This is a genomic window from Dictyobacter vulcani, assembly GCF_008974265.1.
GTDB classification, from domain to species: domain Bacteria; phylum Chloroflexota; class Ktedonobacteria; order Ktedonobacterales; family Ktedonobacteraceae; genus Dictyobacter; species Dictyobacter vulcani.
This window is the reverse complement of the sequence record NZ_BKZW01000004.1, coordinates 151,485-174,862: the sequence shown is the minus strand read 5'-3', so window position 1 is coordinate 174,862 and position 23,378 is coordinate 151,485. Positions and strand designations below refer to the sequence as shown.

Here is a 23,378-nt window from a genome sequence, read left to right as displayed (position 1 = left end):
AAGGAAACTTGCGGCATCAATCAATAAAGCCCAGGGCGCTCCTACCCGGTAACCACAATCCCCGCAAGAGCTGGACCAAGCAAAGCCGCAAATTGCAGGCTGGTTGAAGATAGAGCATTGGCCCGCTCAAGGCATCTTCTGCGACGAGATGAGGCAGGATCACACGAATCCCCGCTCCAGTAGCCGGGGCTAGCGCACCCGCAAGTACAGCCAGCACATAGATATGCCACAACTGCAAAACGCCCAACAGATACAGGCTGGGAATAGCCCCAATCAACAGCGCACGAACGCAGTTATCTATCCCAATGACCAGACGTGGCTGCCATTGATCCAATAATGCTCCCAACAGCGGCCCGGTAAGCATAGCAGGAAGTTGAAAGCACAAAATAACCAGGCTAACAGCAATCCCAGATCCCGTGAGTTGCAAAACAAACCACAGAAGGGCAATCAGCGTAAACTGATCACCCAGATAGGAAATACTCAGTCCCAGCCATAAACGTAGAAATGGACCAGAACGTAGTGGGCTACGATCCATTGCAATCTTAAAAGCACTAAACACAAAAATCCCTTTAAATAGCAGGTTGAAGGCCTGACAAGCAGTGCAACTAAATTTTTTGCAGTTGTGTCACGTTAGTCAGTGGAAAACGCTAGATGAAGTATAGCAGAAGCTGGCTTTGCGCAAACTGTCCGAACGACCAGCGCTTATGCCGCTACATGGCGTTGCTTACTCATACGCGAAGAGGTTGCAGCGGCAAGCGCCAATACTTTTCGGTGAAGCGCTTTTGTGACCATAAAAAACATGGTGGAGAAAAGCAGCGAATCATACGTGGAGAGGACGCCACGCCATACCGTTGAGGTTCTCTCCTTCAACGAAACGTATTGGCGGCAAGCGCCAATACGTTTCGTTTAGCGCTACGTTGAGAGATGGTTCGACGTGACCAGCAAGCCATGTGTACGTGGAGAGGGCGCCACACGCGGAGGCCGCCCTGCTGCGTTTGCGCAGGCCAGCGTGCAAGAATGATGCGCAGTGCTGTGGCGCCTACAGGGATCGTGGGTGCCGTGCCGTTGCCTGCTCGCACCGCAACGTGGTAGAAGAGCGCGTGGATCCTCCCCGTACCTTCTCGAAGAGGATCACAAACCATGATTCGTCTCGGTGTAGGCGCCACAGGCATGCGATGCTCTTTGAGCCCTCGCTCCACCATCACGCCGCATGCCGGCCTCCGCGTGTGGCGCCCTCTCCACGTACGATCCGCTGCTTTTCTCCACAACATCGTTCACAGCCACAAACGCGCTTCACCGAAACGTATTGGCGGCAAGCGCTGCCGGTACGACGAGAGGCTTGCTCATACGTGGACTGGTCGCAGCCGTGAAGGCTGCTGCTACAAGCTATAGCTGGCCATTATGGTGGTCCAGGGCTCCTGGTCGGTGTGGATGGCGTCGGGATTGGTGTGGCGGATGCGGGCGATCTCGGCGGTGAGGCGCTGGAGTGGGACGATGGCGACAAATGGACGCAGCAGGGTATCTACAGAAGCGAAACGTAGGTCGTCCTGGAACCCGGTGCCGCAGGTAAAGGTGGCCACGTCCAGGCTTTTCAGGGCTGTACGAAGTTCACGGGTCCGGCCAGCGTCGTCGAGGCTGGAAGTAATCAACACGGCCCCCATACCAGCGCGCAGCGCGGCGGGCGGTCCATGCAGGGCGTTCTCGGTCTCTATGCCTTCGGCCCACTGGTAGGTTCCTTCTTTGATTTTCAAGGCGGCCTCGGCGGCGGTGATGGCGTCGATGCCCATACCCGCCAGCAGGATCGGCTCACGTCCGGCGAGTTGCTCGGCAATAGCGACTGGAGCAGGTTCTGCCAGCGTGGCTTCAATGGCGGCCGGGATATTCTGGAGTCCTGTCAGGAACTGCTGGCCGTGCTCTCCAGACATTGTACCGACCAGTTTGGCCAGCACGGCAAGGGCGGTGGTATAGGAGACGGTGTGGGTGCTGGATAGCTCTCCAGGACAGGTACGCAGGATTACGTCGGCCTCGGGCTCGGGCGCATCGATGCTGGTAATGGCAACCGTGTAAGCTCCAAGCTCACGGGCCCGGCGCAGAGCCTCGCCAGGAAAACGCTTGGTGCCACGATGACTGACTACAACCACCTGGTGCTCACGGGTCAGTGGGGCCGTGAGAGCCAGATCATGGGCACTCAGCGCCAGCGCCAGGATGCGCCCCCCACTCAGCGTATACAGCCAGTGCGCCGCCACCCGGCAGGCGTGCAGCGAAGTACCGATCCCCGCAAAAATAAGCGGCCGACCGGCATCCAGAGTCGGCACCTCAACCTGAGCCAGCACACGCGCAATAGCCTCCGGCTGTGAAGCGATCTGTGCATCAAGCGCAAAATTCATCGTAGCAAACTCCTTCTCAAATAGTAACGGCATGCTCTTGCGGCCAATACGTTTCGGTGAAGCGCATTCTGGTCGAGATGGGGAGACCTGTCGTACGTCGAGAGGTCGCTGCGACAGGCGCTGCCGGTACGAGAAATTGGTTTATGGTTCAACGTCGACGGTGAAACCTTTAGATTTGAGGCCGGCGGCCAGGCCGAAGAGGCGGGCATCTCCCTCAACGGTCCAGAGCAGCTCGGGCTGTCGGCCCTTGCTGACGTTTTGCTCCCACTCACACTCATAGGTCCCTTGCCATTGCCGATGCTGGACCCGGCCCTGGTATTGCCAGGGATTGGCCATCGGGCGGCGGTGATTGAAACCAAAGCCCGATCCATCAACGCTGGCAAAATCTTTACTCTTGAAAATAACCTTCATTGCTCACTTGCTCCCATCTCTCGTGCACGGGGATTGCGGGAATGTCTCCCGCTCCACCGGCTATCTCTTGGATAAACATATTGCAATATTTGGTATACTGTATACGAAACGGTGCAATAAGAAAAGATATAAAATGCCATGGATGTGCTAAAAGCAACCTTCCTCTCGCCAAATAGAGGAAGCCCGTGACATACTATAGCATCTGTGTTTTTTTGATCAAGAAAGAAGGCATGATGGATTTCCTTCCGCCTGATACAACATCGATCCCGATGCTTCCGCCGCCATCACCATTTGAGCCAACAGGCGTTCCCCAGTTGGATCTAGTGTTGGGGGGAGGACTACCAAAGGGAGCACTCACAGTTATCCTTGGACCTCCTGGAAGTGGGAAGACCACTCTTGCCAGTCAGATCGCGTTCGCCACTGCTCAACGTGGAGAAAACGTCCTTTTCTTGACGGCTTTCTCTGAACCAACAAGCAAGCTCCTGAATCACCTGCGTTCCTATCGCTTCTTTGCGGCAGACCTGATTGGCCGTAACGTACAGGTGTTTAGTATACAACAATTTTTTCCATCGGAAGGTCCCATCACGGAACAGGAGATTGTGGCAGAAGTGCGCCGTATAAAGGCGAGCATCATAGTAATTGATGGCTTCCAGGGGTTACACGATCAGGTGATCGCTTCTGTAGCCACCCGCCACCTGCTCTATAATCTTGGCACACAACTAAGCCTGCTTGGCACAACCACACTTGTCACAGCGGAGGCAGATCCGCACGATGCAACGCTCTTTCCTGAAATGACCACTGCGGATGTACTGATCGGGCTCTACAATACATTGCCTGGCGGACGCACCCATCGCGGCCTTGAAGTGATCAAAACACGAGGGAGAGCACCATTATCAGGTCTCCATGGTTTGTCGATCAACGAGCGAGGGATAGAGGTTTTCCCACGATTGGAAACACGGCTGGCGCAGCCGTTCCAGATGGGCTGGAATAAGAAGCCGCCTGCAACCACGCCAGCCAAACGAGCAACCTTCGGATTACCAGAACTTGATACCTTACTGGGTGGCGGCTTGACCCGCCAGACAGGAACGGTCCTGGTGGGAAACCTGGGAACGGGTAAGACATTTCTCGCGCTCCAATTTCTCCTCGCAGGGGTGGAACAAGGAGAACCGGGGCTTTTCCTTGGCTTTCGCGAGACAGCGGACCAGATGGTGCAAAAATCAGTGGGCTTTGCGTGGAGCCAACAGTTGCAGAACGCGTTGTCTCCCAACGGGGGATTGACCTTCCACCACTGGGATCCGGTTGAATTAGACCCCGATCATGTCGCCACAGAACTGCTGGATGCTCTGGAGCAAACCGGCACACGGCGTCTGGTCATTGATAGTATTACTGAATGGGAGCGAGTTATCCAAAGAAGCAGTGGAGCCGAACGTGTTCCCGATTATCTGGCGGCATTCCTGAGCATCTTACGGGACCAGGGTGTGACGCTGCTCGTGATCAAAGAACTAACCCAGAGCGTCAACACATACCAGGATTTCTCAGTGGATGAACTGACATTGCTCACAGAAAATGTGATATTCGTACAACAACTCATTTATCAAAAGCAATTCCAGCGCATTCTCTCCGTGCCAAAGATGCGCTATTCTGCTCACGATGAAACGCTCCGCAATTTTCTGATTCGGGCACCCGAAGGGGTACGTGTGCTGGCACCCAATGAGAGTGAACGGGACACCTTAATCAGAATAGCAGAACAACAAGCATCCGTCCCAAAAAGAGTGTCCCATCCGCAGAGGAGTTCCCTCTCAGAACAAGGACAAGACTAAGAAAGAAGTGTGCACATTTGCATGAAGAAATACCCATCGTTTTGATTGTTGACGATGACATACCGATTACTGAGGTGCTGGCGCTGGTGGTCCGGGAACTCGGTTACCAACCTCTGGTTGCCTTTAATGGACAACAAGCGCTGAACATCGCCCGTGAGCATTGGCCTGCGCTGGTGCTCACAGACTTGATGATGCCGGTATTGGACGGGGAAGGTGTAGTACGAGGATTACATAAAGAAGCAAGCAAACGGGACACGACACCACCATACATCGTAATGCTTACCGCGGCCAAACTATGGTCTGAGGTATCTTTGCCTGTAGACGCGTTCATCTCTAAACCATTTGAGGTCGAGCAAATTGAGCAACTCATTCGCAGCTTCCTTCCACCGGCCGATTCCCCTAATCGCACTCATTTCCAATCACTATTCATAGTAGCGATGCCAGCGGCCATCCAGGGCCGTCAATTTTGGCGGTGAAGGCCAAAAGCGAAACAAAAGAAAATAAAAGAACGTATCATTACACGTAGATGTACAGCGGAAAAGCTGTCGTTGCTAACAAGCGGCCATTGTCTTCCCACTGGTGGGATAATTGGACCGAGACATTTTTAATCTACTAGATAAGAGAGAAAGAACCCATGCCAAAACTGGTATTCTGGATCGATGTTGATAATACATTGCTCGACAATGATGGAATTAAGGACAAGCAGAACGAGTTTCTGCAAGCAGAACTGGGACCAGAGCTGACAAAGCTCTACTGGGATATCTATGAAGAGGTGCGTGAGGAACGCAGTGTGGTGGATATTCCTCTGGCCCTGGAGCGCCTGCGCGAGCGCGTGCCGCAAGACAAACTGGACGAGCAGACCTATCAGCATACGCTGTCGATGTTCCATAATTATCCTTTTGCCCAGGCATTGTATCCACATGCCATCGAGACCGTCCATTATTTAAGTTCCTTAGGAACCGTAGTAATCGTCTCCGATGGCGACCTCGTGTATCAGGCGGAGAAAATTTTCAATAGTAATCTGGCCGAGGCCGTCGAGGGACACGTCATGCTCTTCGTACACAAACAAGAACATCTCGACGAGATCCGCCAGCGTTATCCCGCCGACCACTGGACCGTCATCGACGACAAGCCCCAGATCCTGTTTGACATCAAGAAATTGATGGGTGATGACGTCACCACCGTCTTTGTGCGCCAGGGCAAATATGCCAGAGAAAGCTTCCCGGAAAACTACACACCCGACATGGACATCAACCATATCGGCGACCTCCAAAAATATCCCGGCAAACGCTTCTGGCAACAACACGATATCGCCTCATCGTAATCCTCTATCAGACATCATTTGATGGAGAAGCAGGCGTCAACCCGGGCATGCACGAGGCGCCAACCCGGGGATACAAGGGGCGTCAACCCGGGGATACAAGGGGCGCCAACCCGGGCATGCACGAGGCGCCAACCCGGGCATGCACGAGGCGCCAACCCGGGGATACAAGGGGCGTCAACCCGGGGATACAAGGGGCGTCAACCCGGGCATGCACGAGGCATCAACCCGGGCATGTACGAGGCGCCAACCTGGGGATACAAGGGGCGGCGAGCCCCTTGACTGGGGGATCGGGGGCTGTGCCCCGGCATCTCCCCCCATCCCGCCCGCGTAGCGGGCGCACAACCCATCAAACGAAGTTTGACATATAGTAGGTTCTTGCTTGCTGTGGTATAGTAGGGATAGCTGTTGTAAAGAAATGCTTTTTCTGCATTTATATTCATAGCTGGGAGCCTTTATGAGACAGCACGCTATTCCTTATCTGGCATTGGAAAAGACGGCGCAGGAAGCACTGTTAGAGGATGTATCACAGCGCGCGGAGATTGAGGCGTGCGGGGTGTTGCTAGGGCGCATGGATACTGATGGCAACTGGCTGGTGGAGCAGGCACAACCATTACAAAATACGGCCGGCTCACCAGTGTATTTTGAGTTTGAGCCAGGCGAGTTACTGGAAACCGAGATGCTACATTCCGGTGAAGTTATCGGCGTGTACCATAGCCATCCCACCGGCTTTCCCCGCGCCAGCCAGACAGATCGGGATAATATGCAGCGCGTCAATCAGGAGCAGCAGATTCCCTGGGTCTGGCTGATCATTAGTGGTCCCTTCGATGCGGCATTCCTGCAACGGGCCCGTGGTTCACTGGAAGCGGCCCCACTGATTGCCTATCACCACTTTGATCGCGAAGGCCTGAAAAATATCCCGATCCATCTCTCATGAGCCTGCTTGTTTGCTGCACCATCAGCAGCGGCTTCACCACACAAAGGTCATGAGAGATATGGTTACCTTTATAGCCACACCCCGACAAATACAGTATAATAAAAGCTGCTTAATCGGCGAAAGAAGGTAATCAAAAGGAGGCGTGCTTCCTCCCTGTGTTTACAAGCGGGGGTTTCCGCACGATCAAAAAAAATATATGAAATGTGCACGGTGTGGAAATGAACTCCGAGCGGGAGAAGAGTTTTGTAGCAATTGTGGGCGACCATCGGGCCCACTGGTCGGCACGCCAGGAAATGCGCAGTTGTCGTTTCCGCCACCAGGACTATATCCCGCACCCGCTGCTGCCCCCCCTACAGCATCATTGAGTCAGGACACGGCTATGCCATCCCCACAGGTCCAGAGCGCCTGGTCGTACGAAGAACCTGAACTTGCTTATGGACAGCAACAGCCAGTATCAGCAGGCATCTATCACGAGGCCACCGAGGCCTTTGTGCTCCCCCCCAGACAAAGCCAGGGCCTGGCTAATCCAGCAGGAAATCAGCTACAGCGAGCGCCAGCCAACTTTCGGCCTGCCACGACCAGACAGTTGGCACCGTCAGGAAGCCAGCAGCATTACGGAGTTGTGCCCGCACCCGCTCCAACAGGCTATCCACGGGTGCCACAGACACCATATCAGCGACAAGGCGGCCTGCCACAATCCAGACCGCCGATCTCACACTATAAACTACTGATCATCTCAATCTGCTTGCTTACCCTGATCATTGGCGTGCTCGGTGTCGCAGCAATCGTGGCCAGTACACGGCAGGATCAACAGGCAAAATCTACGCAGCAGCCCCCTCACGCGCATGCCACAACCAGGGTCGCCCCTACCCTAACGGTCGTCAGTACGCCAACGGCGCTCAGCACACCAACAACCGTGGCCATCGCCACATCGGTCCCGGTGGCAGGCTTTACCTGGTGTGGCACCGAGTGCGCTCCCAATGGCTTTATCGATCAGTACGCCGTCGGCTGGCAAAAAACACCGGTCGCAGGTAGTACTGGTATGCAATTTTTGAATCCACAGCAGGCAGATCAGATCGCGATCTTTAAGCGCCAGGACACCGCCACAGCGGCCGCGGGACAGTTGTTGGCGAACGAGATTCAGACGGTCTATGCCAGTCAACCAGGCTATCAAGCCCCGCAGGCGGTACAGACCGCGACAATCGGCGGCGAAACCTGGTCCGTGGCCGGCCTGCTCTATATGGGCGCGAATCAAACAATGGAGCAGGTGACCGTCTGTGTGACCGTTCACCAGGGAAAAACCTTCATCCTGGAATTTCAGGCACCGCAAAGTCAATTTGCACAAGTCAGCATCGCGTACTACAATATCATGATTGGTAAGTTCCAATTTATTTAAACCGGAACACCATAATCGGAGGAACAGTTGAAACACTTTCTGAGCGGACTGGTGTTCGTAAGTGGCATGACAAGCTTAGCCCTTGAGATGTGTGCATCACGTCTCCTGGGAGCCTATTTTGGGACCTCGCTGTTTATCTGGGGGAACCTGATTGGTCTGATCCTGCTTTATCTCATGGTGGGTTACTTTTTGGGTGGGCGCTTCGCGGACCGCTATCCACACACGCGCGTGTTGTGTATGATTACGGCGGTGGCTGGCATTTCCATCATTATCATCCCCTTTGTCTGTCAAAGCATCCTGACCTGGTCTGTCACTGGACTCGAACAAGTTTCTGTCGGCATATTTTTAGGCTCGCTGGTTGGCACTATGCTGCTCTTCGCCATACCAGTTATTCTCCTCGGACTCGTCTCACCGTTTGCGGTCCGCCTGGTGACGAGCGATGTGAAGAAGAGTGGACGTGTCAGTGGTTCGCTGTATGCTATTTCGACCGTGGGTAGTATTCTCGGTGCTTTCTTGCCTGTGCTCTGGCTGATTCCAACCTTTGGCGTACGGCGCACCATTCTGATTTTCGGTGTCGTGCTGCTGGCAGCCTCGCTGTGGGGCCTGCTACCGCGCTGGCAACGCGTCTCGTACATCCTGCCGGCACCGGCGCTGGCCATCCTGCTCACCATCGCCCTGCTCATCCAGATGGGACCCCTCAAAGAGATCCCGCATCTGATCCACGAACAGGAATCCTACTATAACTATATCCAGGTCACCCGGGAACCAGATGGCACACGCCAGTTGATCCTCAATGAGGGGCAGGCCATCCACTCGGTCTATAATCCACAGAAACAGGATATTCTGACTGGCTGGTACTGGGATTATTTCCTGGCGGCACCATATTTCAATAAGGGCATTCAACCCTCACAGGTCAAACGCGTTGGCATTATTGGATTGGCCGGCGGAACAGTTGCTCGCCAGTTCACACAGGTCTATAATAATGTCCAGATCGATGGCGCGGAAATTGATCCTGCAATCGTGCGCGTTGGGCGACAATATTTCAATATGAATGAGCCTAATCTACACGTCTATACTCAGGACGGGCGCACATTTCTCGCGGCCAGCAAGCATACATATGATATAGTAGCAATTGATGCGTTTCAACAACCATATATTCCATTCCAATTTACGACCCGTGAATTTTTTACCCAGGTGCGCAATCACCTCTCATCCACAGGAGTCGTGGCCCTCAATACCGGGCACACGGCGAAAGATTATCGACTCGTACAAGCATTTGTAAATACGCTGAGCACCGTTTTTCCAAGCGTGTACGTTTTTAATGTACCAGGTACAATAAATACTGAGATTATGGCAACCATGCAACCGACATCACTTGACACATTCCGGGCGAATCTCTCCCAGTTTTCAGCGGAGACAACCTTGGGACAACTCGCTACCGAAGTCCTCCCTGTAGCCACGCGCGGACGCGTTGACGGAGGTATAGTTTTTACCGATGACAAGGCACCCATTGAACAGATTACCGATCAATTGTTGCTGAACTACATATTGCAACCATAGTGCGAGACACCAGGAAGGTGTATTGACAGCAACAGAGTAAATTTGTTGTAATGGACAACAGGGTTATCCATAAGGCATGGGTAGACGAATCTAGAAAGCTGAGAGGAAACACGATCATGGCGGTAGTAGCAGTTATAGGTGCCCAGTGGGGAGATGAAGGCAAAGGCAAAATTGTTGACGAACTGGCGATGCGCGCAGACTACGTGGTGCGCTACCAGGGTGGCAACAATGCCGGCCATCGTGTGGTACACGACGGCGGTGAGTTTTCCTTTCATCTCGTCCCATCCGGTATTCTTTTTCCCAACACCATTTGTATCATTGGCAATGGTGTCGTAGTCGATCCAAAGGCACTCCTTGAGGAAATGGAGCAATTAAAGCAACAAGGTATAGATGTCTCGCGCCTCTATATCAGTGAACGGGCCCATGTTGTCATGCCCTATCATTTTGTGCTGGATCGACTCGAAGAAGAGTCTCGCACCGGCGAGAAACTGGAAGGTACACCACGCGGCATCGCCCCAGCCTACGTCGATAAACATGCACGCACCGGCATTCGCATGTCCGAGCTATCCGATGTCGATGCCTTCCGTGCCAAGCTATCGATGATTCTGCAACAGAAGAATCGCATGATCACCCAGATCTATGGCCAGCCCGCGCTCTCCCTGGAAGAGATCCATGGAGAATATTTCAAGTATGGACAGCAACTGCATACCCGCGTCGTCGACACGCAGAAGATGCTGCACGATGCCCTGGTCGAGCACAAAACCATCCTGCTTGAAGGCGCACAGGGAGCCCTGCTGGACATCGACTTTGGCACCTATCCCTACGTCACCTCATCATCGACCATGGCCGCCAATGCCGCCGTTGGCGCAGGCCTGCCTCCACGCTGTATTGATCGCGTGGTCGGAATCTATAAAGCCTATATTACCCGCATCGGTAGTGGTCCCATGCCCACCGAGATCTTTGACGGCACCGCCGAAGTCCTGCGCGGAAAAGGACACGAATTCAAAGGCAACAACGGCCGTGAGCGCCGCTGCGGCTGGTTCGACGGCGTAGCCGGACGCTTCATCGCCCAGATCAACGGACTCGATGCCGCCGTGATTACCAAACTCGATGTCCTGGATACCCTGCCCAGCATCAAGATCTGTACCGCCTACAACCTGCGTGGCCAGACCATCCATAACCTGCCCGCCTCACCCAACGACCTGGCCGCCTGCGAACCCATCTATGAAGAGGTCCCGGGCTGGCAATGCAGCACCACCGGCATCAGCACCTACGACGAACTACCCGAGGCCGCCAAAAACTACCTGAAACGGCTCGAAGAAATCCTGGAGACCCCCATCGTCATGGTCTCCGTCAGCCCGCAGCGCGGAAAAACCATCCAGATCCAGGATATCCTGACCGAACCAGACCACGATAATCGCTACCCAGAAACAGCATGCGCTAACGTAATCAAAATGCGAGGCCCGCGTGTTTGGGCCTCGCATTTTGATATCTTCCCGCCCCATCCCTCGTAGGTTCGGAGCATGTCTCCGATTTGTCCCATCACGATAACGTTTCTCGTAGGTTCGGAGCATGTCTCCGATTTGTCCCATCACGATAACGTTTCTCTTCAAGCCGTATCGTGCGGCGAACCAATCGAGGACAAGCCTCGAACCTACGCGATATCATGTAAAATTCTCAAGTGCAAATGTAGACTTGCTGGCTGCAATGCTGCTTATAGCGCCACCTCGTGCTCACCAGAGATAAGCTACTCTCAATTCTTGCATTAGTGTCGTATAGTATTCTTGTTGTCCATCAAGAGCAGGGCCGGCTCGGACAGCGGATGGTTGCATGCATGCACAGAACAGTGAAGCTTATGCAAGAGGGAAGGAAAGTTTCGATGGTTTCTGTGATTGATGTCCAGGATCTAACAATGGTTTATAAGGCTCCGTTACGAGAGGCTGGCTTGCGGGCCGCACTGGTCTCGGTGGTTCACCGCACCTATCGCGAGATTCATGCGGTAGAGAATATCTCGTTTACAGTGGATAGCGGTGAGGTGGTCGGCTTTATCGGGCCGAATGGTGCGGGCAAAACAACGACACTGAAAATGTTGAGTGGTATCCTGCATCCAACGCGTGGCGAGGTCAGGGCGCTCGGCGCTATTCCCTGGCGACGCGAGCCAGCTTTTTTGCGGCAGATCGCCTTGATTCGTGGCAGTCAGCCGATCAGTGGTCCAGGTGAGCTGACGGTGCTGGACTCGCTACGCTTCCAGCAATTGATCTATGAGGTGTCGGATACGGACTTCAAGAAAAGCCTGGCGGTGCTGGTCGAGATGCTGGATCTGGAGCAGCTATTGCGACGGCAGATCCGTGCCCTGAGCCTGGGTGAACGGATGCGCTGCGGCCTGGCTCTGGCCTTGATCTATCAGCCACGACTCCTGTTCCTGGATGAGCCAACGCTGGGACTGGATGTCACGGCCATACAGATGATGCGCCGCTTTATCGCCACCTATAGCCGCGAGACGCACGCGACCATCCTGCTGACCAGCCACTATATGGCCGATGTGGAGACACTCTGCAAGCGTATCGTGCTGATCGATAAGGGAAGATTGCAGTATGATGGTAGATTGGAGGAGCTTGCAGCCACGCTGTCATCCTATAAACTCCTCAAGGTCGCCATCTCCGATGAGCTATGTCCTGATTGGAGTGGTTATGGTGAGGTGGTGGAGACAGAGGACCGCAAGGTTGCCCTGCGTGTACAGCGTGATCAGGTTGCCGCAGTCACCACACGGCTCCTGGCCGAGTGTACGGTCATCGACCTGGCCATTGAAAATCCGCCGTTGGAGCGCGTCATGGATCAGGTCTATCGGGAGGGCATCGCATGAGGCGTATCCTGCACTTACTCGTGATCTCGACCCAACGCGAGATCCTGCAATGGCTGGCATGGCGCGCCTTTCTGCTAACCTTGATCATCAACCAGATGGTGGCCCCCTTGATCGGGCTCGCCATCTGGTCGGTGGCGCTTCCCGGCAATCACCAGATCTCAACCTATTATGTGGCCCTGCTGGCCGTTCAGCTAATGACGGTCTCTTATGAAAACCATACCGTTGCCAACGGCATCTACGACGGAACATTCAGTCAGCAATTGCTTAAGCCGCAACCGGTTATACTCGGGCCACTGGGCACAAATATCGCGCTGCGTGTACTGCATCTGCTATTTGGACTCCCCCTGCTGATCATCGTCGGGATTGGCATGGGAACCACATGGGATGTGAGGATGATACTCCTGGCGCTACCGGCGCTGCTGCTGGCCGCGATCCTGCGCTTTCTCTTCACATACCTGCTGGCACTTTCAGCCTTCTGGAGCGAGCAGGCGCACGCCATCGTCAGCTTTGGTGAAACACTGATCTTCCTGCTCGGAGGTTCAGCGGCCCCGATCGCACTTTTTCCTGCCAACCTGCACATTCTGGGAGAAATAGCGCCCATGTATGCCCTGCTGGGCTTTCCCGCCGAGATCATGAGCTCCGGACTACAGCAGAGCCAGATCCTGAGCGGCTATGGCTGGCAGATCCTCTGGATCCTCGTGTTTGCGCTGGCCCTCCAACTCATCTGGCGGTCCGGCCTACGCCGCTATACAGCCATCGGAGGTTAAGTTACAATGAAACTCATCAGAATCCTGGCGGCCAGCTTCTCACTTTCACTGAGACGAGAGTTAACATTTCGGGCCAACCTGCTCTTTCAGCTGTTATTGACTATCCTGAATATCACCGCCAGCTTCCTGGTACTGGGAGCTGTCTATACCCAGACCCGCACGCTGGGCGGCTGGAGCCTCGGCGAGTCGATGAGCTTACTCGGCACCTTCCAGATCGTCAGCGGGATCTACGCAACATTTGTCGAACCGAATTTAAGCTGGTTCGCCGGTCAGGTCAGAGACGGCAAACTTGATAGTGCCCTGGTCCAACCTGTATCCAGCCTGTTCATGCTCAGCCTGGGAAAATGTGAGCCGCTCGCACTATCCCAGGTACTGCCGGGCCTGCTAGTCGTAGCCATCGGCTGGCACAACCTGGGCACTATACCTACCGGGTGGAGCATCCTTGGCTGGCTGATTCTGTTAGCAGTCGGACTGATCATCGCCTGGGCTGCCCGCGTCCTGCTGGCTTGCCTCAGCCTGTGGGTACCATCCATGGACCTGGATGTACTCTATAGCGCACTCTGGCAATTCGGGCGCTATCCCGTGGATATCTACCGCCAGCCCTTACGCTTCTGCCTGATCTATATCCTGCCCTTCGCCTTTCTGGCCACCTTTCCCGCAGGAATACTCACAGGCAAAAGCAATCCGCTGCTACCGCTGATTGGTATAGCGACAGGCGCGCTAGCCATCGCCATCGTCCACCAGGCCTGGAATATAAGCCTGCGCCGCTACACGTAGCGGCAGCCGTGAAGGCCTATCAGGCCCGCCGGAGAAATTTACAACGCTAAGGGCTTAGCGCTGTAATCCGGTCCGTTCATACTCAAGAGCCATTAAAGAGTGGAACGTAGACCTGGTGATTATCATAATATGGGAGTAAGGTACGAAGGAACAAATGAACAGAAATGATCACACGATTGAAAGGATTCTGCTTGATTGCCTCATTGCCCACGAAGCCTCATGTTTCTGTCCACAGAGACATGAGGCTTCGTGCCACAGGAACAGATCGAGGAACAGATTGTCGATGCCGGATATGTGGATGGTGAACTGCTCGCCAGCAGTCGATCAACTTGGTGCGCCTTGATGCGTTCTTCACCCATGCCCTTGGCGGGAAAACCAGTTAGTCACACTCTGTTCGCTTGGCATCCTCCGACTCGAAGTCGCATGTGTTAACAGGCTGACCAATGACCACATTTCCGCTTGATCTAATTGTTAGATCCGTAGGTGTAGTGCCTGAGGGTGGAAGGTACTTACATTCTACGTGGTAGGTGACTGGGATTGAGTACTCGTCCTCCATGCGCGTGGGTTCTACGTTAGCATTAAGTGGGAACGAAGCATTTGACGCGTCTTCGTCTATGTCATTTTCTGCATGCCCGATTACGTTGTTTCTACTATCAACAAGTTGGCAGGTGACAGTAGACGGAAAATTTTCAGGCGTATTTTGTCCCGTTTGGTGAACGGTGATTTGATCCTCCATGGTGAAGGCACAGTTAGATGGGACAGTAAAGCTCTCTCCTGGGATTGGAGTGAACGTGGTTGTCAATGCCACTGGCCCTCCTGCGATCGATTTTATTCGAGTAGGCTTACACTTTCTGAAGTGATCGGAACGATAGTTTTTAGCAGCTGATGTGTTCTGCTGATGCGCGTGTGTCACATTCGAACCGTGCGCGTTAGCAGGTGAATGGGCAGAGGCGACACCCGATAAAACAGCAAAACTTACTGTGAGGCCAAGCAAAGGGGCTGCAACCAGTGTGTTTAGCTTTTTCATAAAAGCCATCTTCTCCTTCTTTCAAAAAGAACATTTCTAAAGTCGTTATGGATCTTCTGTCGTCTTAATCAAACTCTCCACATCTCCCTTCTTGCGAAATACTTTGAAGAGAAACGGTCGTATCGTTTCTGTAAGATCCGTGGCATACCGTTTGCGGTGCAATGGGCTAGACATCGGCTTCGATCCTTTCTTAATGCGTGTTGAGCTCCTTTCTTTTATTCTGACGCACTATAATAATTTATCATGCTTTATGTTTATAATGTAGTACTTTAAACAAAAGCTTCATTTCAATCTTCTGATTTGAGGTAGGGCCAGGAGTACGCCAGTTCGCTTATCGAGGAGCTGCTCAAAGAGCCCTATCTCAATAAAGGCTGTGTTGCCACAAGCTTGAATGCTTTCATGCGTGATATTCTTGTTTTCTATGTTGCTGATGCCGTCGCTGATTTCTCTTCCGATGAGCACTATGCGGCCTTCGCTTTGTTTCCCAGCTTTGTGAGCAACCCCTCACTACAGCGCAGGTTGTACACCAGAGTGGGAAGCAAGAACAGAACAAGTAAGGGGTAATTCGTGCTGGATACGAGAAAATAGACAACCAGTACAGATCAAAGGAGAAGAAAAACAGGCCAGATAGGTCAAACCCGTATTGCCTCTCAAGTCATGCTCAATCTTCTCTTACTTCCCGCTTTGTACTTCATGATAGCTTGCGTGACGCTGGTCTTGACGAACCTTCTCCTCCCTGCGCTGGGAGCGGGTACGTCCCAAGAATGCAAGAAAACCAACAGTGCGGAGAAACTCCCATTATCGGCAGCGTGAGCCGCCAAAATCGTGTCTACGCTGCTGATAAGGTGCCGAAATTGGCGCTCTCTCTGCTTTGCCGTCGCTGCCGATAAGGTGCAGAGTTCGTTAACGTTGTAAATTGCACGGGCGGGCCTAATAGGCCGTGAAGGCTGCCGCTACGGTACGGAGCGGGGCGGGGCGATGCCTACGTGGAGAGGGGATTTTTGGTGAGGACGGCCCATGGACGAGGATATTGGGGTGGGCAGGGCTTTTGTTGTTCCCATTGCAGCAGGCGGCGGCCGTCGTTGAGTCCCTGGAGGGTGACGGGGATGTCGGCTTTGAGTCGGATGCCGAGCAGGTTGGCGGCGCGTTTGCCCTGGGTGAATTCGTCGGTCATGTCGCCTTTTTTGGGTAGGAGGATGGTGCCGCCAACTTTACAGAAGGGGCGCAACATTCCAGCAGGCCGGCGAGGGCGGTGACGGCACGGGCGGTGACGAGATCATAGGCTCCACGATAGGCGCGTTTATGGGCGATATCTTCGGCCCGGCCATGGATGATCTCGACGTTTTTGAGCTCGAACACATCGACGATATGCTGCAAAAAAGTAGTTTTCTTGCCGGTGGCTTCAATCAGCGTAACATGCCAGTCGGGCCGCGCCAGCTTGAGCGGCAGGCCGGGAAAACCGGGTCCGGTGCCGATATCGAGCAGGCGGATCTCTTGCTGCCGCTCATAGACTTGCAGCAGGGAGAGCGAATCCAGAAAGTGCTTGATCATCACTTCCTCTGGATCCTTGATGGCGGTCAGATTAAAACGGGCATTCCAATCCAGGAGCTCCTGGCGATAACGCAGGAAGGCCTCTCCCACCTGTGGGGAGAGACCCAGCTGTGTCAGTCCAGCCTGGAATACAGGTGAGACTTCTTCAGACATAATTACGATACTAACTTCCGCTTACTATTCAGGTAATCAACCAGGAGATATTCTCCCAGGTTGTCTTTGTCGGTATAAAAGGTACGGCCACGATTGAGCTCGGCTAGCTGATTGACGAAGGCAACCATCCAGTTATCATCATAGAGCATGAAGGTGTTGATGGTGATACCGTCACGCGTACAACGCTGGCCTCCAACAGGGTCTGCTGCTCCGCCAGAGGACTCGGGTAGGCGAATTGCCAGCCGTATTCTTCCTCGTGCCAGACGGTGGACGCCGTCGGTGATCATGATGATCTGCTTGTTGGTGCCGCGCTGCCTGGCGAGCAGTTGGCGCGACAACATCAGGCCATGGGCCATATTGGTGCCACGATCATTATCATAACGGCTCAGCTCCATCAGCTCGTTGGGCTTGTACTCGCGAGCCATGAAGGAGAAGCCGACGATGTACAGGTTGTCGCGTGGGAACTGTGAGCGGATCAGGCTCTCCAGGGCCACCGCGACCTTTTTGGCCGCTTGCTGACACCCATTATACACCATACTCAGACTCATATCGATCATCAGGACCGTTGAGGACTGCGTGGTGAACTCGGTCCGGTAGACCTCGAAGTCGTCCTTTTGCAGCTGTACAGGCGTGCCAACGCCACGTCGATGGACAGAGTTCATCAACGTTTTCTCCAGGTCGAGCAGGAAGGCATCACCGAATTGATAGGGCTTACTCTCATCGGTACGCTCACCACCCACACCACGGAACGGACTCACATGCCGTCCGAAGCCGTCGCGCTTCATCTTGTTAAAGATATCCTGCAAGGCCTTCTGACCGATTTTGCGCATACCGCGGGCGGTCAGTTCCAGCGGTTGCCTTTCTTCTGAATATAGCCAGCCTCCTCAAGGGTCTTCATCAGTTCCTTGAGTTGCTCGACCGACTGATATTCATCATCGCCAGCAGATCCTTGACCTTCTCACTATCGATGGCCTCGATATTATCCAGACGACGCGCCTCCTGAAACTGCTCCTCCAGGCCATCCATCTGTTGCATGCGGCCCATCATACGCATAGCTTCATTCAGCGGCAGTGACTCATCACCACGGAAACGGAAACGGGTACGCATCTGCTCAGAAGGCGCGATCGCCTCCAGATTTTGCGCCAGCTCCATCATATCCACACGGATCGATCGTCACCCATCATCTGCTCCATCAGATCCTGGAGCTCCTGACGTTGATCAGGCGAAAGATTATCCATGATGCCCTGCATGGCCGCCGACTGCATCTGCATCTGCTCGATCAGATCATCCAGCGAGTTCACACCCGGAAAATACTGACCATGCTTCTGCATAAACGAATCGAAGTCAGGCTCAAGGCCCTCCTGGCGCTCACGCAGCATCTTATTCAGGTCCCGGATCATCTCGCGCATATTCGCGACATCTTCAGGACTCATATTCTGCAACGACTGCTGCATACCCTGAAAAAATTGCTGCATCATTTGCTGCTGCAAGCCCTGCACCAGCTCATTGAACTTATCACGCGCCTCTTGATCCATGAAATCATAATCAGATAAGCCCTTGATCTGACCCGGCACATCCTGCGGCAGACCATCCAGGAAATCTTGCTTACGCTTCGCAATCATCTCCAGCATACGCTGCTTCTGCTCAGATGTCAGGCCATCCGAGTCGCCAGCCTGTCCCGACTGACCAGATTGGCCGGCTTGAGACTGCTGATCCTGGGATGTCTGGCCCTCCTGACCAGATTGGCCCTGCTGGGGCTGGCTGGCTTGATTTTCAGAGGATGGTTGCTTGCCATCGAGACGTTGCTGGATGCCATCACGCTCCATCTGCTTGATCTCTTCCAGCTTTTCGCGCAGGTCATCCATGACGCCCGAGGCCATGTTATAGCGACTGAGTTGCTCTTTGCGGCTATTACGCATGCGCTCCATCATCTCGCGCAAGCCCATAGCACGCTTGCCATCCTGGCCCTTGACGCCGTCCTGCATCAAGCGCTTGAGCGCCTGCTGCAGGTTGCCATCCTCCATATAATCATCGGCCAATGCGTTGAGAATATCATCCGCATCTACGCCGTCGATCTTCTGCGTTCCATCCCAGCGTGTGTAGCCATAGCGATTGCGGTTAAAACGATTGAACATGGTGCGCATCCTTTAGCGTCGATAGCGAGTCTTACCACCTACTGCATCCTTATTAAGACGACGATTAAGATGGAGTCCTTCAAGGATAAACTCGACGGTAGAGGCAATCGTAGCGGGATTGCCACGGCCACTGAGTTTGTCGATGGCCTTACTCAAACCACCAACCTTGGAGAGCTGATTCACATATTCCATCGAGGGCATATCGTCTCCGACCTGGACATTGAGACCACGCTCAAAGCCGGCCACCAACTGCTCAAATTCCTTGGGCTCAAAGTACTGACCAAAGACGCTCATGATCGCGCCATTGATCAACTTTTTAACCACACGCTCTTCTTTGACATCACCAACGGTATCCAACTCGATTTTACCACTGGTCGAAGCAATAATGGCTTCAAGATCGCTGACGCGTGGCACAACCTGACGCTCTTTGAGGCGCAGGGCGCGGCGACTGGCATTACTGAGCACGTTCTCATAATTTGCTACCGTAACACGCACACTCACACCGGAACGCTGACTGATATCGTTGCTACTGCGAGCCAGATGCGTAACTTCCGCCACGATCTCCTTCATAAACTGCGGCACCGTGACATCCAGTCCATCGGTCAGCATCTTACTGCTCTCCTCCTCCATGATCATAATCTCATGATCAATGGTCAGAGGATAATGCGTGCGAATCTCCGAACCCACACGGTCCTTCAAAGGCGTAATGATACGACCACGGTTGGTATAGTCCTCAGGGTTGGCACTGGCCACCACATAGACATCCAACGGCAAGCGAATCTTATATCCACGGATCTGCACATCGCGCTCTTCCATAATATTGAGCAGACCAACCTGGATGCGCTCCGCCAGATCCGGTAGCTCATTAATACAGAAGATACCACGATTCGTACGCGGAATCATCCCATAGTGGATAGTCAACTCATCCGAAAGATAACGGCCTTCCGCCACACGAACCGGGTCAACCTCACCGACCAGATCAGAGATCGTAATATCGGGGTCGCCAATTTTTCACCATAGCGGCGATCCCGGGGAATCCACTCAATCTCCGTACGATCTCCAAATTCAGCAATTTTATCGCGACCCGCCTTACTGATAGGCTCAAACGGATCATCATTAATTTCACTGCCCGCGATCGCAGGCACGAATTCATCTAACAAATTGACCAGACTACGCGCAATACGAGTCTTGGCTTGTCCGCGCTCCCCCAGGAAAATCATATCCTGACCTGAGAGGATCGCGTTCTCTATTTGAGGAATCACAGTATCCTCGTAGCCAATAATCCCTGGGAATAGCTCTTCTCCGTCACGAATCTTCTGGATCAGATTCTTTCGCATCTCTGCTTTAACCGAAAGCACCTGATAGCCACTATCACGCAATTCACCAAGAGTGCGCGGTCGAGTAGTGATGGTCATTAAGTTTCATGCTACCTTTCTTGGGGGTTGGCTCGTGAGATGCATGTCTTCGATTGAGGGCGAATAACCGATCCGGCATGATCCTACGGGACCAAAAAAACATGTGAACCATACTTGATTCTACAGCCTGCACACAGAAAACGCAAGGGTGGGGGTGTGCCAGGCACACTTTTTATGCATTATGCTGCGCCGCCTGACGGCGGCACAGCATAATGAGGAGGATATTTGGGGACACCCCAAACCCCGGCAGAGGGACTACCGTCCCCCTGCACCCCCTGCCATCACCCTTATATATGATTGTATGAGGAAGATATTTATGGTGTCGTGACGGTCTCCGGCAGGTCGTGCATGCGCGAGGTGAGGTGTTGGGGTACGCTGGTGACGATGATGCCGGGCCGGAAGAGCAGGGCGGCTTTGATGCTGAGCGCGGTCTGGTTGTGCAGGATGTGTTCCCAGAGATGGCCGACGATGAATTCTGGCAACAATACGGTCAATGTGTATTCTGAATAGAGCTCGTGTACGGTGTCGATGTAGGCGAGCAGGGGCCGCGTCAATGAGCGATATGGGGATTCGATGATGATCAGTTCGGTTTTTTCGTCGGCTCCGATGTTGGGTCGCCATTGTTTCCAGGCGGCTCGGACACGTTTTTCGTCGTCGCCGTCGATGGCGACGTGGACGGCGATGACGTTGTCTGAGATCGAGCGGGCATAGGAGAGACTCTGGACGGAGACACGATCCATACCGGCAATCGGAACGATGAAGAGGTGTTTGATGTCGGTTGGGCGGGCAGGAATGTTAGTGGTGCGCTCCTGTTCGACACGTTTGTAGTGGGCGTGGATACCCATGAACATCAAGACCAGCAGCGGGATCAGGACTACCACGATCCAGGCACCAGAGATGAATTTGGTTGAAGCAATAATGATCGCCACCAGCGCCGTTGTCAGAGCACCTGTGCCGTTGATGATGGCGCTGCGTAGCCAGGTTTTTTGTTGGGTGCGCAAGCGCCACCAGTGCAGGACCATACCACTCTGCGAGAGGGTAAAGGAAAGGAACACGCCAACGGCATACAGGTCGATCAGGTGGTCGACGCTGCCATCAAAGACCAGGAGTAGAATGCTGGCCATGATGGCCAGGCTGACGATACCAATCGAGAAGGCCAGACGATCACCACGGAACGCGAATTGATGTGGCAAAAAGTTGTCACGCGCCAGCAGCGAGGCCAGGCGCGGAAAGTCGGCATAACTGGTATTGGCGGCCAGCGTCAGGATCAAGAGGATGCCAACCTGGAAGAGCGGAAAGAAGAAAGCCAGGGGGCCACTAAAAATGTGCGACGCCAACTGAGCAATCACGGTCTGGGTGCCGGAGGGATCTGGAGCGATGCCGTTGGTCAGGGTCAGGATCGTAATACCACCAAACAGGAAAGCCAGGATCGACGCCATCCAGACCAGGGTCAGGCGGGCGTTGCGGGGTTCAGGCTTCTTAAAGGCTGGCACACCATTAGAGATGGCTTCAACACCAGTCATGGCCGAACAGCCAGAGGCAAAGGCGCGCAAAACCAGGAAGATGGAGACACTTTCAGTGGCATGCACCGCCTGATTGTTGAGGGTATGGAAAGTGGAGACCAGCGGTTGATGGTGCAGCACAAAGGCCTCAAACATACCCACCACGATCATAAAGACCGCACTGATAATAAAGAAATAGGTCGGAATAGCAAAGATCGAGCCCGACTCGCGCACACCGCGCAGATTGACAACGGTAATAATAATGACCAGGCCCACATCCAGCAAAGCCTCCATATGGGGCGCATTCAAGAAGTGGAAGAGCGGAATCGAGGCCAGGTTCTGCACGCCCGAAGCCACACTCACCGAAACGGTCAACACATAATCGATCAAGAGCGCCGAGGCCGCCACCAGTCCGGCGGACACACCAAGGTTATCTTTGGCTACAATATATGAGCCACCACCACCAGGATAAGCTGGAATGGTCTGGCTGTACGACATAGCCACGATGGCCAGCAGCACAATAATCGCGATACTGATCGGCAAAATCAGGTTCAAGGAACCCAGGCCAGCGAACAGCAGGATACCCATACAGGCTTCAGTCGCATAAGCCACCGAAGAGATCGCGTCCGAGGATAGGACAGCCAGCGCCTTCACTTTTGTCAGACGCTCATGCTCAGCCTGCGAGGTCGCAATCGGCGCGCCAATCAACGTACGCTTCAGATAAAACAAAAAGCGGCCGCTCCCTTGGGGCGGCACCAGCATTGCATCCGTGACCTTTAACAAGCCAGGACTCACGCTCTCCAAAGCTTTTTTAGTGGGACGAACCGTACGGATCCGCTCATGACTGGGGTATTTACTACCTTTAATAATTTGCGTACGAGCAATGTGCGCAGGATCATCGCCGTCGATGAAACCTTTGGACATCTGTGCTTCCTGATTACCATTTTCTGCAGGGATATTGAGAACGCGTGTCTCCCTCTGATCCATTGCTTTTGCTCTCCTAACAATGCCGCATTCGTGAAAGAACCAACCTGTAGCCGCCTCTCGCAGATCATTATTGATACTAATTGATATATCTTATCCTGCTCGGCTTGACATAACTGATGCATTATATGGCATACGTTCTCAAAATTGGCTAAAGAAAAAGCAAGAATCACTAAAAAAACGCACAAAATTTCCCCCGTAGCGGCAGCCTTCACGGCTGCAACCACTTCACGTCCGAGCAAGCGCCTCCCACGTCACGGCGCCTTCACGGCTGCCTCCGTTCCACGTACAGATAGGCGGCTTACTTATACGTAGAACGGGGGCAGCGGCAAGCGTTGCCGTTGCGTGGAGGTTGCTTGTAAATACGATGAA

Annotated in this window: 21 protein-coding genes and 1 pseudogene; 11 read left to right on the top strand and 11 right to left on the bottom strand. The window is 53.7% G+C overall.

Annotated features, from left to right (window positions below; genetic code table 11):
- Positions 1-16 precede the first annotated feature (16 nt).
- From KDW_RS35420 to KDW_RS28040, 4 genes are all read right to left on the bottom strand, one after another.
- The gene (locus tag KDW_RS35420; protein ID WP_151759226.1) at positions 17-559 is read right to left on the bottom strand and encodes an MFS transporter; all 543 of its coding nucleotides are present in this window, start codon (positions 557-559) and stop codon (positions 17-19) included.
- 307 nt (positions 560-866) lie between these two features.
- Positions 867-1,172: a hypothetical protein gene (locus tag KDW_RS28050; protein ID WP_151759225.1), complete on the bottom strand. Its 306-nt coding sequence runs from the start codon at positions 1,170-1,172 to the stop codon at positions 867-869.
- Positions 1,173-1,379: 207 nt separating this feature from the next.
- A complete protein-coding gene (locus tag KDW_RS28045; RefSeq protein ID WP_162005683.1) occupies positions 1,380-2,387 on the bottom strand; it encodes an SIS domain-containing protein in 1,008 nt (335 codons plus the stop codon).
- Between the two features lie 141 nt (positions 2,388-2,528).
- Entirely contained in the window at positions 2,529-2,798 is a 270-nt protein-coding gene (locus tag KDW_RS28040) for a hypothetical protein (protein ID WP_151759223.1), read from the bottom strand.
- 230 nt (positions 2,799-3,028) lie between these two features.
- Here KDW_RS28040 and KDW_RS28035 point away from each other — a divergent pair, with 230 nt between their 5' ends.
- The 10 genes from KDW_RS28035 (at position 3,029) to KDW_RS27990 (ending at position 14,239) form a co-directional block, all read left to right on the top strand.
- On the top strand, positions 3,029-4,618 hold the full coding sequence (locus tag KDW_RS28035; protein WP_151759222.1) for a DUF7125 family protein: 1,590 nt from the start codon (positions 3,029-3,031) through the stop codon (positions 4,616-4,618).
- Between the two features lie 17 nt (positions 4,619-4,635).
- Positions 4,636-5,094: a response regulator gene (locus KDW_RS28030; RefSeq protein ID WP_151759221.1), complete on the top strand. Its 459-nt coding sequence runs from the start codon at positions 4,636-4,638 to the stop codon at positions 5,092-5,094.
- A gap of 158 nt (positions 5,095-5,252) precedes the next feature.
- Positions 5,253-5,942, top strand: a complete 690-nt coding sequence (locus KDW_RS28025; protein ID WP_151759220.1) for an HAD family hydrolase — start codon at positions 5,253-5,255, stop codon at positions 5,940-5,942.
- A 454-nt stretch (positions 5,943-6,396) separates the two neighbouring features.
- The gene (locus tag KDW_RS28020; RefSeq protein WP_151759219.1) at positions 6,397-6,876 is read left to right on the top strand and encodes a M67 family metallopeptidase; all 480 of its coding nucleotides are present in this window, start codon (positions 6,397-6,399) and stop codon (positions 6,874-6,876) included.
- A 196-nt stretch (positions 6,877-7,072) separates the two neighbouring features.
- The gene (locus KDW_RS28015) at positions 7,073-8,272 is read left to right on the top strand and encodes a zinc ribbon domain-containing protein (RefSeq protein ID WP_151759218.1); all 1,200 of its coding nucleotides are present in this window, start codon (positions 7,073-7,075) and stop codon (positions 8,270-8,272) included.
- A 66-nt stretch (positions 8,273-8,338) separates the two neighbouring features.
- Positions 8,339-9,832 carry a spermidine synthase gene (locus KDW_RS28010; protein WP_162005682.1) on the top strand — a complete coding sequence of 498 codons (1,494 nt, stop codon included), beginning with the start codon at positions 8,339-8,341 and terminating at the stop codon, positions 9,830-9,832.
- Between the two features lie 116 nt (positions 9,833-9,948).
- Positions 9,949-11,346: an adenylosuccinate synthase gene (locus tag KDW_RS28005; RefSeq protein WP_151759216.1), complete on the top strand. Its 1,398-nt coding sequence runs from the start codon at positions 9,949-9,951 to the stop codon at positions 11,344-11,346.
- Positions 11,347-11,711: 365 nt separating this feature from the next.
- Positions 11,712-12,695, top strand: coding sequence for an ABC transporter ATP-binding protein (locus tag KDW_RS28000; RefSeq protein WP_151759215.1), 984 nt, complete (start codon positions 11,712-11,714; stop codon positions 12,693-12,695).
- Positions 12,692-13,462, top strand: a complete 771-nt coding sequence (locus tag KDW_RS27995) for an ABC-2 family transporter protein (protein ID WP_151759214.1) — start codon at positions 12,692-12,694, stop codon at positions 13,460-13,462. Before KDW_RS28000 ends, KDW_RS27995 begins: the two co-directional genes overlap by 4 nt.
- Before the next feature lie 6 nt (positions 13,463-13,468).
- On the top strand, positions 13,469-14,239 hold the full coding sequence (locus tag KDW_RS27990) for an ABC transporter permease (RefSeq protein ID WP_151759213.1): 771 nt from the start codon (positions 13,469-13,471) through the stop codon (positions 14,237-14,239).
- Between the two features lie 1,072 nt (positions 14,240-15,311).
- Here the strand turns inward: KDW_RS27990 and KDW_RS35415 are convergent.
- Positions 15,312-15,440, bottom strand: a complete 129-nt coding sequence (locus KDW_RS35415; protein ID WP_269822540.1) for a hypothetical protein — start codon at positions 15,438-15,440, stop codon at positions 15,312-15,314.
- An 874-nt stretch (positions 15,441-16,314) separates the two neighbouring features.
- Between KDW_RS35415 and KDW_RS32035 the strand changes: the two genes are divergently transcribed.
- On the top strand, positions 16,315-16,458 hold the full coding sequence (locus KDW_RS32035) for a hypothetical protein (protein ID WP_233097955.1): 144 nt from the start codon (positions 16,315-16,317) through the stop codon (positions 16,456-16,458).
- Here KDW_RS32035 and rsmG read toward each other — a convergent pair.
- The 6 genes and pseudogenes from rsmG to KDW_RS27970 all read right to left on the bottom strand — a co-directional run bounded on the left by rsmG (position 16,437) and on the right by KDW_RS27970 (position 23,009).
- Positions 16,437-16,970 carry a 16S rRNA (guanine(527)-N(7))-methyltransferase RsmG gene (gene rsmG, locus KDW_RS27985; protein ID WP_151759212.1) on the bottom strand — a complete coding sequence of 178 codons (534 nt, stop codon included), beginning with the start codon at positions 16,968-16,970 and terminating at the stop codon, positions 16,437-16,439. The genes KDW_RS32035 and rsmG overlap by 22 nt on opposite strands.
- A 2-nt stretch (positions 16,971-16,972) precedes the next feature.
- Positions 16,973-17,800, bottom strand: coding sequence for a VWA domain-containing protein (locus KDW_RS33290; protein WP_198925626.1), 828 nt, complete (start codon positions 17,798-17,800; stop codon positions 16,973-16,975).
- Positions 17,801-17,867: 67 nt separating this feature from the next.
- Entirely contained in the window at positions 17,868-18,131 is a 264-nt protein-coding gene (locus KDW_RS33285; protein WP_198925624.1) for a hypothetical protein, read from the bottom strand.
- Positions 18,122-19,105 (bottom strand): hypothetical protein, encoded by a 984-nt coding sequence (locus KDW_RS33280; RefSeq protein ID WP_198925622.1) that lies wholly within the window; start codon positions 19,103-19,105, stop codon positions 18,122-18,124. The genes KDW_RS33285 and KDW_RS33280 overlap by 10 nt, the downstream gene beginning before the upstream one ends.
- A 12-nt stretch (positions 19,106-19,117) precedes the next feature.
- A pseudogene (locus tag KDW_RS27975) lies at positions 19,118-20,520 on the bottom strand (sigma 54-interacting transcriptional regulator).
- Between the two features lie 314 nt (positions 20,521-20,834).
- Entirely contained in the window at positions 20,835-23,009 is a 2,175-nt protein-coding gene (locus tag KDW_RS27970) for an APC family permease (protein ID WP_233097954.1), read from the bottom strand.
- Between the last annotated feature and the right edge of the window lie 369 nt (positions 23,010-23,378).